We start from the raw sequence: 13,942 nt of genomic DNA, 5'->3' as shown, positions 1-13,942 counted from the left end.
AATCATTACTTATTTTTTGCCGACATCTCAATTATTCCTCTTAATTCCGAAACTTGTGTTTTCAAATCTTCCAATTCATCAAGCTTTGTTGTAAGGTTTTCAATCTTTTGATCCCTGAGGCACATATCATTTGACTGCTGTTCTATGATTTTCTGTTGCTCTTTAATAGCCTCTATCAAGAGCGGTACCAGGTGTGAATATTGCACAGACTTAAAACCCTCTGTATCGGTATCGACCAGTTCCGGTACAATTTGTTCTACTTCCTGGGCGATAACCCCCAGCTCAACACCTTCAGAAAACTGTTTAGTGGGATATTGCTCAGCATTCCATTCATAGTTTACGCCTCTCAATGCCATTACCTTCTCCAGCGCATGTTCTATGCTTTTCACATTCTTTTTGAGTCGCGCATCTGATGTTTCGTTTATACCATCAGTACGGAGTTTTCCATGCACCATCACTTTGTAACTGTTATTGGGTGCACCTCCAATCCCCACATTTTCGCTTGAATTGATATAAATGGTACGTTTCCAGTTTGCCGTGAGTGGTCCGTGGATGTCTTTCCAGCCAAAATTTGTTGTAGTGCTTCTGTCAATGCTCCAGCCTGTAGAATAATCTGCTGATGATCGTGTGATCCAGGCATCTACCGACAAGCGATAATAATATGCGCTGCTGCCTGTATTTCCAAAAGCAACAGCAACATTGCCATTGGCATCTATTCCTATGTGTTTGTCCCAGCTATCACTGCCCTGATCACTCAACTCTATATTTCTTACTGAACCTGAGCCTCCATCAATATTTCCATTACTTCCACTGTATGCATAACCAGAAACAGTAAAATCAATTACATCTCCATTGCCATATCCATAACCGTGCACTCTTATAGTAAACATTCTGTTGGAGTTTCTTGGAATAGGTGTATGCACTATCCATGCACCGCTTACTGTAGTATTCTGTGCATCTGATACCACATTCGGGTAAAATCTTTCGTCAGAGCCATAGCCCTGGCTAAGGGTTTTGAGCTTAGTATGCCCATTTACTTCGAGCTTAGCAGTCGGATCAGTAGTGGCAATACCTAAATCACCGGTACTGGTTAGTGTCATATAGGTTCCCGAAGTGGGATTCCAGGAATTTCCAATTTTAAATTTATCATCATCATTTGGGTCTATCCCCATGCTGTATGTTCCGGTGCCGCTGGCATTATCAATACTAAAGAATAAATGCGATGCCGGATAAGTGGCAGAGCCCTCAGTATTTATATGCAGTTTGGAATTTATGCTGGCAGTACCAATGCCTACATTACCTGAAGATGTATTGGCAAAAAGAGCAAGGGTGGTTCCTCCTGCCCGTATATTTCCACTGGAATAAACACCATTTGACTGTGTATATGTATCGTTATCATTCCATGAGCTTGACAATGAAATTTGCTTTGCATAAACTGCTTGTGCAGCGCCTACATTCGCAAATCTTACTGTCCCTGTGGATTGTATTTGTCCTGATCCTTCATAGCCTGAAGCCGGCAGCCGAATACTGCCATTATCAATATGCAATTTACTGGAAGGGGAAGTCAGTCCGATTCCAACATCTCCGGTTCTGCCAATATCCCCTGTCGTATTATCAGGGCCAACCCAACGATCACCAGGAGGGTTTGATATATTGCCCCAGTTGATACTTCCTGAAGTAATATTCCCATTGGCATCGGATTTTACCACACCCGCCCCAAGATCGCTAACTCTGAGGCCACCAGCAACTCGAAGCTCACTTTCATGTGTAGTCTGGCTTTGATATGCAGGGTAGGTAGCGGTAAACTCAATTTCCCAGCCCGTTTTTAGTTTGTCGTAATGTGTTGAGCCATAACCAATGTCAACATTTTCAATCACAATATGTGAATACCTTAAGTAAATTGTGGAGCCGTTATTGGACAATACAATACCAAAACGACCGGAGTTATCTACTATAAAATCTGCCCTGTTGATGTCAACATTTCCTGTAGAAGTAAAAGCTGTATTACTCCAGCTTGGGGTTGGAGGGTATGTATAGCCGCTAAAAATTAAATTCGCTGCGTAATTGGTAGAGTACCTGTAAAATTTTGCTTCTATATTCATCATCGATCGGATGGATGCATCATTGGGAAGCCATATAACAATATATTTATTATGGCCGCTATTTCCATCATAAAGGTAAGCACCTTCCGGATAGGAAATACTCATACTGCTGGCATTAGAAATACTACCAGAAGTTTGAATATTTCCGGAAACATCCAGTTTTTCAACGGGTGTGGGATTGCCTATGCCTACATTTTGGGCATTCAACAAAAAAACAGTTCCTATGGTAATCAATAAAGTAAGTAAATTTCTTTTCATTGTTGTGTAATTTAAATGAATGGCAATATACAGATAAGTAAAACTGATTTTTATATACGCCAAATTTAAGCATCAGTTACTTAAATTATTTTTTTGCCGTATGAATCATGTGCTCTTTTAAATATTCAAGCTCTGCTTTCAATACATCCATCTCTGATAATTTAACTTTTAAATATTCTATATCACCAGCCTGTGACTCAATTTTATCACTGTGTTCACAAATTAAAGCCTTTTGATCCATTATTATTTTCTGTTGCTCTTTTATTGCTTCAACAAGTACAGGAACAATGTGGCTGTACTGAACGGATTTGTATCCTTCGTTGTCTGTATGGACTACTTGAGGTATTACTTCTTCTACTTCTTGCGCAATCAAACCAAGGTCTAAGCCATCGTTGAACTTCTCATTAGGAAATTCATCCTGTCTCCAATAATAAGAAACCCCTCTTAACTGCTCAATTTTTTCAAGGCTCTTTTCTAATGTATTGATTTCTTTCTTGAATCTTATATCTGAAGTTTCATTGATGCCATTCGACTTGATTCTACCTGAAACATGCAATTCATAACTTGGCGTAGAATTGTTTATACCAACTTTATTTCCTTGATAAATAGTTAATGGTCTATTTCCATTCCAGCTAGTACTACCATTAGATCCGTGAAGTACATACATTCTGTCACTATTAACATGAATCATATAAGCAGGATTATCTGTATCCGTAAAGTAAATAGTTGGAGACGTATTTTGTATATACATACCGCCATCTGCTCTTAAATTACCGGGAGTATAAACCCCACTTGAGAAATTACCATCTTGATTCAATCTTAACCAAGTGTCATTTCCTCTAAAAGCTAACTTACCATACAAACCAATATCTCCATGAACATCTAATTTATCACTAGGGCTTGTTGTACCAATTCCAATATTTCCAGCAAAATACGCATTCCCATTAGTCATGCTCATTGCAATATTTCTTGTACCATTACTGGTCAACATAATTTGATGTCCCCAGCCAGCTATAGGTTTTTTATTAGTAGTTGTACCTGCATTGGTATGTGCATATGCTATACCGTATTGGGTACCAAAATCATTATCAGCTGTAGATATCTTATAGTTTGGCGCAATGCTCCATATTCCTTGTACCTCCGAAGAGTTATAAGTACCTCCAATACCCATTCGTGAAACACCAATAGCACCGTCTACTTCTAAAACCACGTCAGAAGGGATGCTTGTTGTACCAATACCAACGCCAGAACCATTGTCATAAATCTGTGAATTACCAAGACTATTGGTTCCTGTAAACTTACTTACATAATTAGTGGTCCCATTAATATCGTTACTTGACATAACTCTTGACCAAGAAGTAGTTGCACTGTTATCTGTTTTTCTATACCACAAGTTTTGATCGAAGAAACTACCTGCAATTTGCATCCCATAATTATTTGTGACATTGTTATGTCTTATATCCAATAAATGCCACCAACTGCTTGCTCCAGCAGGGAAGTTCGCTGGAGAACTGGTTTCGTAAAAACCACTTCTAACTCCAGATCCCATAGCACCTGCATCATTTCTGGTTTGTGTTCTTGTTTGATTATTTCCCCAATAAACTTCACCTGAAGCTTTAATATTTCCGGAAACATCTAATTTTTCAGATGGACTGGTTGTCCCTATGCCAACATTGTTATTGTCTTTTATAACCAAACTTCCTCCGTAAGAACCTCCATCCATTCTGAGTTCCATTCGATCAGAATCAACAACACGAATACCTCCCCAAGACGTACCTGAACCATCATATTCTCGAATGATAAGGCCATGCTCTGTATGACTTGGACGAAAGTCAACATAACCATTTCCCGCATTGAGTCTTAAGTTAGTATTGGAATTTACATCATCTCCAGTAACTGTTAGATCACCAACAGATATATTGCCTGTTCTAGTTACTGATGCTGTTGTATTGGCAGCACCACTCCAAGTAGGATCTGTCTCTGTAACAGCACCTACTTGATTGTCAACATATTCTTTAGAGGCTGCGTGAGCATTTGCTGTTGGAGTTGTAGGAACAATTACTTGCCCTGTAAAACGAGCGGTTCCTGATACGTCTAATTTAAAACCTGGACTTGCTGTTCCTATACCTACATTTCCTCCATTGACATTAAAAATGGCATCCGTGTTAGCATAATGCTGAAAGTAAATCTTACTTGAGGTCTCTGAGTCGATATGCAGATTACCATTGGTTACTCCAACTGTAGCTTCTGTAGTAGATAAATTGGCCTGAGATCCACCTCCAATATACAAATCCCTTCCACTTGCGTTATTGCTAAATAAAACAGAAGGGAAATTACCACCTGTAACCTCAAGTTTTTGACTGGGAGCCGTTGTACCAATTCCTACATTGCCGTTATTTAAAATGTAGAGTTTTGAATCATTGGTTTGATCCTTGACATTGAACAAATCATTGCCAGAATCTCCTTTGATTTCCAGCTTGGTATTCGGTAAAGATTCACCTATGCCTACATTTTGGGCTGGGAGTTGAATTGAAAATATTAAAGTAATCAGGAGGAGTATAAGTTGTTTCATAAAGTTTTTATTTATTGGGTTACATTTAGAGTACCACCAGTTGCAATTTCAACCAAAGCTCCACTGGTAGATTGCACTTCTATGGTTCTACAATTACCGGTAATGCTATTTCTAATTAAAGGATTATTGCCTGTATTTGGTATCAATACGTTGGTTGTAGTATTTGGAACAATACCACACTCCCAATTCACCGGGTTTTCCCAATAGCGATTAGAGCCATTACCAGTCCATACCCCAATAGGTCCGCCATTTGCCCTTGCTTTTAATGTAGAAACCGAACCATTGCTTTGGCAATTGGATACATTGTAATCAAAATTATTGATCAAAATTCGAAGCTTACCTGTATAAGTTGCAGTCCAGTTTACTGATGCCTGCAAACTTGGATTGCAATCAGGACCATTGTCGTCATTATAAAACAAGCCGGAAGCACCATTGTATCCTGAAATTTCGGTATCAAAAGAAGAACCACAGGTGCTAAAATCGTAATTGACACCTTGTACCACATCAAACTCTACATATGTGCCTGAAGCAACGCTAATATTTGTAAAACTGCCACAAGAAGGCGAACCCCGGTCAACCGGACTCGCAGGGTTATTGGTGTTGGGACAGGGTCCATAAAAAGCAACAACATACCTGAATGTAACAATATTATAAGTTGTATTACAACCCGAACCGCCCCAGGTTCTTGAAACATACCAGGTATAAGGCACAGATCCGTTTGATACATGCCCCTGAGAAACATCTAAAAAACCTGACCACAATTCATAGCCGCCAGAATATGCCCCCCCTGCAAAAACAGGCGAAGTAGCAGAAGGGCCTTGTATGTAATGTCTCTGCTCAGACCTATACGCACCATTGTAGGCATAAAAATCGGTTTCAAAATAGGTTTTTCCTAAAATCTGACCAGCTGGTACCGGAGCGTAAATAGTTGCTGCATAATAACTTGGATAATAGCAAGAAGGCACGGTCGCATTGCTGTACGCAGTTGCATATGGATCAACTGTCACAGGGTATTGAGTAGTTGCATTAAAAACAGCTGATTTGTCAAAAAGAAATTTCAACTCCTGTGTATCACCTTCATCAAATTCATACCAACCAAGAGTGTGTTTGTTTGTATTTTTTAAATCATTATCGTGGATCAAAATCGGACTAAAAAACAAGGTATCACTATTGGTAAATAGCTGGATATCCTTGTTATTATTGTTTGAATATGCAGATAAAAATTGATTGTTTTTTTCATTTACATCAATTGTAAATGAAACCGAGGCTGTAGCTGGCAACAAGCTTGGTTTACTCTTTATAATAAAATTGGTTTTGGTAGCCAGGGGACTGATTTTGATCACCATGTCTATATCAGGAAAAATATTTTCAAATAAAACAACCTCTGAATTGACTTTTGCTTTGGTAATTTTAGCATTCTCAGTATGCAGCAAATTCCCAAATTCATCATATTGTTGCATTTTAATTGCTCCCGAAAATTTAAATTCTGAGTTTTCTGAAATAAAATACATATCACCCTGGCTGGAATTTACTTTCATTTGTACAGGGACTTCTTCAATACCATAAAATTCATTGTTATTATCTATCCAGTTTGTTTCCATTGCAATTTCTTTCCATTCGCCATTGGCAGTTTTATAGTGTAATGGCTGGCCGCCCTTTATCAGTACCGATTGTGCACCTTTGGAAAAATGCTTTTCATCAATGGTTCTTGCAGCAATGTTTTCAGTATATCCGGAATTAACTAATTTCTGAATAATTGCAGCTTTTCTGGAATTGTTTTTATTACCATAACCAGAATTATCAGAAGCAATAAGATTTCCTGAGAGGAAAACCATCAGTAAAAACAAATACAAAATTCTCATAAAGGCAATATTTTGAGATTAAAAACTATTTTACATCAGCACTCATAGAAATCTGCTCTCTAATATATGAAATTTCCTTTTCTAAATTATCCATCCGCTTTGTTTGTGAGCGGAGTAGAGATAACTCATCTTTCAATTTTTCAATTTCACATTTGTTGTTTTCGGCCATAGTCAATTGCTCCTTTCTCGATTCAGACAGTTCATCTGACAATTCCTTCACAGCTTCAATCAACAAGGGAGTGAGGTGGCCATATTCAACCGAGAGGTATCCATCCTCATCTTCATCCACAATTTCAGGCAATACTTTTTGAATTTCCTGGGCTATTAATCCCAGTTGCTTTTTATCTGACAATTGCATTTCAGGATATTCATCGGCTTTCCAATTGTAATACATACCATTGATCTGCAGAACTTTTTCCAAAGCATTTTCCAGCTTTTGAAAATCTTTCAGGCCTGACTCTGCTCCATGACGTGTTACCCAAAGGGCACTTGTTCCGCCATCATTTAGGTTGTCAACTACCAGGCCGCCCTGCACATCGAGCTTTTGGGAAGGGTTTGCTGTGCCAATACCCACATTCTGGGCACTGAGTGCAGAGGAAAGCATTACAATAAATGAAAGGGTGAATAGGTAAATTTGCTGCATATGCCTCGCTTTTTACCTAAGGTATAAAATAATGCAGTAAATAGCAATAAAAATTGGTGTAAAAGCGGGATTAAGCTCTGATCATATTAAACAAATATCATTGTGTAACACGAAGTTCTGCATTATTAGTTGATTGAATTTCTATTTCAGCAGAACCCTGAATGGTCAGGGTATAACAATAAGCATCAACGCCAGAATTGGTATTTCTTACCACCGGGTTATGATATGTTGTAGGAGGATTGGTTGGAGGGTCAGGAATAACCACATTTTTTGTAGAGGTAGGTACCGAATTGGTACTCCAATTACAGGCATGGTTCCAATCATCACTGTAAAAACCTCTCCAATAATAAGTACCTGCTGTACTTCCTGTATATTCCCAATAAGTATTGATTTGGATACCCCATTGATAATAAGGATAATAAGGTGAGCTTCCTCCATAATATTCCGCACCCGTATATTGCCAGGTTCCATTTACAATTTCACTTCCATTCCACTGACAAGGGGGACCCATATTTCTATATTGAATATTTGAACCAATTCCACCTGGTCCCCAATGCGCATCGTCACCATCATAACAATTGCTAAATTTACTGCTTTCATAACCGCAGTTTGGACCACTGCAGCCATCTTTCTCAAAAGACTCAAGTCGTAGATCTATCCCTCCAGGCACATTTGAACCTGTATAATAATTATTCATTACCCAATAGGCATTACCAAAATGATTTGGTGCATTGACCCACTGATAACAGGCACAATTATATTGAATACAATGATACCCCTGCCAGTCCATACCGTCTAAGTTGGGGTAATCTCGAGCCCATACTTTCCACCTCGGTTCCTGATCTCCTCCAAAAACATCATAATAGTCATCTATATAAACAAAAGCAACTCGCACTACCAACCTCATAGGGCCATCAGAATAGGTAGTTTGGGCTTGCATAATTGGATAAAGCAAAAAAAACAACACTCCAAATAATATTATATTTTTTGTTTTTTGTTTATTTATATAATTTTCTGAAATCATATTAATAGAAGTTTAATATTGCTAATTAAATTCAGGGTAATAGCCTTTATATTGACTTGTATCTACTTCAGTAGGAAATTGATTAGGATGTGATATGATTTCAATTGAATCTGGGATAGTTGGAAGTTCACCATACTTCTGAACATATGTCTCTTTGTTAAATTCGTAATACCAATGCTGTAATTTTCTTTTGTAAACCAGGGAGTCATAATCTGGATTATTATTATCTATAAAATAAGGTTTGGTCTCATTTACAGGGTAATTCATAAACGCAGGCAATGTACCTACCGGTGGTAAACTTAAAGGTCTGTCACCGGGTTTTGGAGCACGGCTTTTTATTGGAGCAAAAACATTTAATGAAGCATCAATAGCAACAGCTTTTTTAAACTCTTCAGGATATTCAGCTACCCATTCATCCATAGCCATACGATAATCATGTAATTCTATAAGTTCGCCTTCAGGTCTTTCAGGCATATTAGGTGCTACTTCACTTATCGTGTTATTGGGTTTATTTTCCTGCGAGAAAACACATGGTAATATTATTATAATGACAATGAATGATGCAATGATGTTTTTCATAATGCAATTATGTTTTTTTACCAATTACTATGAAATTAATATTTATTTGCCATTTAACCATTAAATGTAATAGAAAAATTATCACAACATGATATCATTTCAAAACGAGAGCGAATATAACTACACATTAAATTACATGTATTACAGTAAAAACTATTAAGGCTTTGTATAATAATTTTCGTAAACAGCAGTCATCGGACGACTTGCCTTCTGAAAAGTTGAAAAGTCCGTAGTGTGGGCACTACGGACAGTGGGTGATTTTATCAGACTTCCCAATTCAGATTTTATCGGAATGAGCCTTTGGAAGTCTTGGCAGCTTAGTTTTACAGGGTTGACAGGCATACACCAAGCGCACTGCTCTGCTGCCTGCTGATAAATGCTCAACACTTAGATCTCACAACCCCATTAAAATTAAGGATAAGTCGGGCAAGAGCCATTACCCACATTCAATGTACCGGTAGAAGTAATAGTGACTTCAGCACCTCCGCTTGAATGAATGGTAATACAACTTACATATTGATTATCAGATAAAGTTGGATCGTTTGGTTCATTTGGTATATATACTCTATGGGAAGAAGTAGGTACACCGATAGGGCACCAGTTGCTGGAGTTGTTCCACGCAGTGCTTACACGACCCGTCCATATTTTATCAAAACCAGCAGGAGCACCACCTTCGTAATCTATGCTTACATATGGTTTAGCGCTACTTTGGTAACCATAAACATTTTGCCAATTACCATCATCACCACCACATGAAAATGAACAACAATCATCACCGCCATTGTATGCCCAACCTATAGAAATATAGTTAGAACCTAAATTATTTGATATATGAGTCGTATTACCTGTTTGGTAATGTCTTCCAGTAGCGTTTTTACCAGTGCCTCTATAATAATAATCGTTACTTCTAATTCTTTCACCCACAATATCACATGAACTAGTTTCTGCTAAATTAGTATTGTACTGAGATCTACCGAATCTCAATGTGATCTGATCATCACACCACCTATAATAGTAAAGCCACCAAGAATATGTTGCAGAAAAAACACAGGAATTATCTGGTATAGATGTGAGATTGAAAGTAGCATGTCCATCAAAATAAGGATTATTTGTTGGCCATGTATCATCAGCCCATCCATAGCTAATGTCATATTCATAAGTTCTATTATAACTTGTGCCCCATGTTGTACACCAATAATCACCTGAATTATCACCTCTATATGTAGTCAAAGAAGGCACATAAGTCCATATTGGGTCAGGATAATAATTTGTTACAGGGTCAATTACAACAGGAAATTCTCTTTGGCTCAGCCAATCCAATGGAACCAAAGTAAAAATTTCAAATTCACTGGAATTTGACTTGAGCAGGTATGCACCATTCATATACCTATCGCGGTTTAATGAATCGAACTCACTTCTATGTTGTTGAAAAAAAAGTGGTGTTTTAATTTCAATCATAGGATTGTTCCTTTCATTAACTATCATAATGTCATTGTAAACATCTCCATCATTTAGCCCTATAAACTTTTCTTCACCATTTGTATTTCCTGTTATTTTCCAGGTGGGATCAAAACGAATATTTTCCTTGAAAGCCAAAAATACAGCCGAATTAGGTTTTTGATTTAGAATAGAAGCGTCTTTGAGTAAATAGTTTAATTTTTTAGTGGTAATGGAGTTAGATATTAAGGCATCTGTATTTGGGAAAATATCTCGATATAGCAAACTATCCTTATTGTATTCAGATTTTGCCGCCCTATTAAAATTAACTTCTGAAAGTACCTTGCCTTGAGCATCTAACCATACCATAGTTGGTTTTTCCCAGTCTTTGTATACATATCCTTCTTTTTCTACAAGTATCGGCTTGCCGGGAAATTCAGGGAAATACATTTTATGTTCATTGAAAGGTGCAGCCAATTTATAATCGGGATGTTTATTGGTATTGTTTTCAAATATATATTCCAATATTGTTTTCCACGCTCCATCTTCTTTGTAGTGAACAGGACCTGCTCCTACAACAGCAGTTATGTTTCCATTGGAGTTTTTAAAATGCTTGGATTCAAGCGTTCTTTTTTCTACAATTTCGTCTTCCGGATTAAAATCACGAAAAGCTCCATCATTCTTGAATAAAGCCTCAACAATTTCCTGTGGCATCTCAATTTGACTGTCAGTTTGCTCACTTGAATCTTCCGTTTTATTGTCATTTGCCGTAAGGCCAACGAAAGCAAAAATCAACAGAAAAAGGAAAGTAAATTTGGGTATTTTATAAGTAGTTATTGAGTACATAAGTATCTGTTTTAAGTGTTCAAAATTAATCCTTCTTCACCATTAAATCACTTTTCCCAAAGGCATTTAATAGCTTTTGTTTGTCCAATTGATCCATAAAAATTCTATATTCCTGAACTTCAGTAGATAGTGCACAATTTTCTTTTTTCAATTGATCGATTTCAGCTTGTTGTTCTTTAATGGCTTCAATCAAGAGCGGAACCATGTGACTGTACTGAACCGATTTATAGCCCTCATCATCGGTATCTACTATTTCGGGCAGTATTTTTTCCACTTCCTGTGCAATTACTCCCAATTCAACTCCTTCAGAAAATTCCTTATCGGGGAATTCCTCGGTTCTCCACTCATAATTTACACCCCGTAAAGCCATTACTTTATCCAGCGCATTTTCAAGGCTTTTTACATTTTTCTTGAGGCGGGCATCCGAGGTTTCGTTGATGCCATCTGACCTAACTTTTCCGTGCACTCTTAATTTATAACTACTACTAGTTCCACCACCAATAGCTACATCTCCAGTATTAGATATAGCCATAGCATTAACCTTTGAGGCCCAGCCGCTTTGCATTCCTGTATAGAACTGCATACCCTGATCTGCAGATAAATATAAGTTCTCCGAACCGGCAGCAACATTGGTTCTCACCTGCCCAGCAGACTCTCCAGCACCCACAGCTGTTAAACCACCACCACCTATGATTACCGAATTACCATAAACATCCTCATCAAATACCATCCATGTAGAAGTATAATTTAGCCCTCTACTTTTAAGCCCTCCGGTAAAAGTTATACTTCCAGATACATCCAACCGGTCATTAGGTCCTGATGTGCCTAAACCAAGATTTCCACCTGTTAGATATGAATTTGCATTTGAACGTATAGCCACGTCACTCCCTGCATAATAACCACCTTCTCCATCTAAAATCACACCCAAGGTAGTTTCAGTAGATTTAAAGTGAAAGCTTGCACCATTGCCCTCTGAATCAGTATTTGTATGTTCAAAAGTAAAATAACCTGTTTGGGTATTTTCATCAGTATCGTGGAACTCTATACCTACATCTCCATTATTTCCTATACGCGTAATATTTATTGGATATTGAATGTCCCCTTCTATATCAAGCAAAGTAGAAGGTGATGTCTTACCTATTCCAACATTACCAGTTCTTCCAACACTGGCTGTAGTATTTGCAGAACCGCTCCATGTCGGGTCAACTTCATCAATACTGCCCGATGGAATAGTCCCTACAGCACTTACATCGCCATTGCCATCTACACGTAAATATCCGTTGCTATAAGCAGATAAATTCAAGCCACCATTGGCCCTGATACGCATTCTTTCTGCCAGGTCATTATCACTAGTGCTTACAGCAGAGGCTGTGTAAAAAAGCAGGTCAGCAGTTCCTTCAGCTTGCATGCCACTGCCTGATGATTTATCCGTATTGGCATGTGCAGCTATTCGTGCTTGTGGGGCACCATTGTCGTTGCCATCTGCAAATTCAAAATCCATAAAAATCCGGCTGTTGTCATCAATATCACCTTCATTTTTTGTCAATTTGAAAAGTGTAACAGCTCCTGTCTCAGATTCATATATTTCAAGAGGTGTAGTTGGTGTACTTGTTCCAATTCCTACATTGCCACTATTGTTATTGTAAATATCATTGTTGTTCTTATCCCAGTGGTCCTCGTCACTTACTAATTTGTCAACATAATCTTTTGAAGCAGCATGTTCGGGATTTACCGGAAGCAAAGGAATGGAAACCTGGTCGGTAAATCGAGCATTTCCGGTAACATCAAAAGCAAAAGCGGGGTTAATTGTATTTACTCCTACCCTTCCGTCTCCCCTGATCATCAATACATCCGACTGACTGGTAGAAGTTACCGCATCGTGCAGTTTAAACTGAATGTAATTCGCAGAAGCATTACCGCTATGATAGGAGTGTACCGAGTGATAGCGCACATTTATATCTTCACGCCCAAAGCGCAATTGTTCTGCATCTGTTGAATGGCTTGGAGCAGCTCTTAAAAAAGCAACTCCTACAATATCTAATTTTTCCCATGGTTCTACCGTACCAATACCTATATTTCCATTTGAACGTATGGTCATTCTTCTTTCGGGGTTGCCATCGCTTTGCCCAACCTGTGAGGTCCAAAATTCCAACATCCCATCTCCTTCAGTACTTGTACCGTCACCACCATCGTGCTGCCAGGAAATTCTGGCCACTTCCCCACTGCCATCATTATTATCGGCATTGTAAAACCCAATGCTCCCACCGGTTCCTGCAGCAATATCACTTCCACCAGCATAACGCTCAAGACGCAATACTTCAGAAAGTTGAGCCATATCGGTAGCATCAACAAAATGCATCATTGGATTGCTGGCAACTGAGTGCCCACCAAAATTTCCTCCGGGAGTAGTGGTGCCAATACCTATTCTTCCGGCATCATCTATAAAGAGTTTGGAATTGTCTGCATTGTCTTTAACATTCAGTAGGTCAGCTCCTGAATCACCTTTGATTTCTAATTTGGTAGAGGGTGCAGCTTCGCCAATACCCACGTTTTGAGCGTTGAGATGAAGTGAAAAAACTAAAATTATTGCGGTTAAAAAGTATAAGTGTTTCATGGCCA

General features: G+C 38.3%; 8 protein-coding genes. All 8 read right to left on the bottom strand.

Annotated elements, in window-relative coordinates; all coding sequences use genetic code 11:
- Positions 1 to 5: 5 nt before the first annotated feature.
- Positions 6 to 2,360: a tail fiber domain-containing protein gene (locus tag WD048_11140; protein MEX0812760.1), complete on the bottom strand. Its 2,355-nt coding sequence runs from the start codon at positions 2,358 to 2,360 to the stop codon at positions 6 to 8.
- Between the two features lie 85 nt (positions 2,361 to 2,445).
- Positions 2,446 to 4,932, bottom strand: a complete 2,487-nt coding sequence (locus WD048_11135; GenBank protein MEX0812759.1) for a tail fiber domain-containing protein — start codon at positions 4,930 to 4,932, stop codon at positions 2,446 to 2,448.
- A gap of 11 nt (positions 4,933 to 4,943) precedes the next feature.
- Positions 4,944 to 6,794 (bottom strand): hypothetical protein, encoded by a 1,851-nt coding sequence (locus WD048_11130; GenBank protein ID MEX0812758.1) that lies wholly within the window; start codon positions 6,792 to 6,794, stop codon positions 4,944 to 4,946.
- A 25-nt stretch (positions 6,795 to 6,819) separates the two neighbouring features.
- Positions 6,820 to 7,437, bottom strand: coding sequence for a tail fiber domain-containing protein (locus tag WD048_11125; GenBank protein ID MEX0812757.1), 618 nt, complete (start codon positions 7,435 to 7,437; stop codon positions 6,820 to 6,822).
- Positions 7,438 to 7,534: 97 nt separating this feature from the next.
- On the bottom strand, positions 7,535 to 8,377 hold the full coding sequence (locus tag WD048_11120) for a hypothetical protein (protein ID MEX0812756.1): 843 nt from the start codon (positions 8,375 to 8,377) through the stop codon (positions 7,535 to 7,537).
- 105 nt (positions 8,378 to 8,482) lie between these two features.
- The gene (locus WD048_11115; GenBank protein MEX0812755.1) at positions 8,483 to 9,040 is read right to left on the bottom strand and encodes a hypothetical protein; all 558 of its coding nucleotides are present in this window, start codon (positions 9,038 to 9,040) and stop codon (positions 8,483 to 8,485) included.
- A 411-nt stretch (positions 9,041 to 9,451) separates the two neighbouring features.
- Complete coding sequence (locus tag WD048_11110; protein ID MEX0812754.1) at positions 9,452 to 11,323, bottom strand: hypothetical protein; 1,872 nt, start codon at positions 11,321 to 11,323, stop codon at positions 9,452 to 9,454.
- A gap of 25 nt (positions 11,324 to 11,348) precedes the next feature.
- The gene (locus WD048_11105; protein MEX0812753.1) at positions 11,349 to 13,937 is read right to left on the bottom strand and encodes a tail fiber domain-containing protein; all 2,589 of its coding nucleotides are present in this window, start codon (positions 13,935 to 13,937) and stop codon (positions 11,349 to 11,351) included.
- Positions 13,938 to 13,942: the final 5 nt, after the last annotated feature.

The organism is Chitinophagales bacterium (assembly GCA_040877935.1).
Lineage (GTDB): Bacteria > Bacteroidota > Bacteroidia > Chitinophagales > CAIOSU01 > JBBDNB01.
This window is presented reverse-complemented; position numbering and strand designations above follow the sequence as displayed.

What these genes read in the sequence shown, in the direction of transcription:
- WD048_11120 (MEX0812756.1), bottom strand. Translation starts at nt 8,377, where the DNA reads ATGCAAGCCCAAACTACCTATTCTGATGGCCCTATGAGGTTGGTAGTG.
- WD048_11125 (MEX0812757.1), bottom strand. Translation starts at nt 7,437, where the DNA reads ATGCAGCAAATTTACCTATTCACCCTTTCATTTATTGTAATGCTTTCC.
- WD048_11115 (MEX0812755.1), bottom strand. Translation starts at nt 9,040, where the DNA reads ATGAAAAACATCATTGCATCATTCATTGTCATTATAATAATATTACCA.
- WD048_11135 (MEX0812759.1), bottom strand. Translation starts at nt 4,932, where the DNA reads ATGAAACAACTTATACTCCTCCTGATTACTTTAATATTTTCAATTCAA.
- WD048_11140 (MEX0812760.1), bottom strand. Translation starts at nt 2,360, where the DNA reads ATGAAAAGAAATTTACTTACTTTATTGATTACCATAGGAACTGTTTTT.
- WD048_11110 (MEX0812754.1), bottom strand. Translation starts at nt 11,323, where the DNA reads ATGTACTCAATAACTACTTATAAAATACCCAAATTTACTTTCCTTTTT.
- WD048_11130 (MEX0812758.1), bottom strand. Translation starts at nt 6,794, where the DNA reads ATGAGAATTTTGTATTTGTTTTTACTGATGGTTTTCCTCTCAGGAAAT.
- WD048_11105 (MEX0812753.1), bottom strand. Translation starts at nt 13,937, where the DNA reads ATGAAACACTTATACTTTTTAACCGCAATAATTTTAGTTTTTTCACTT.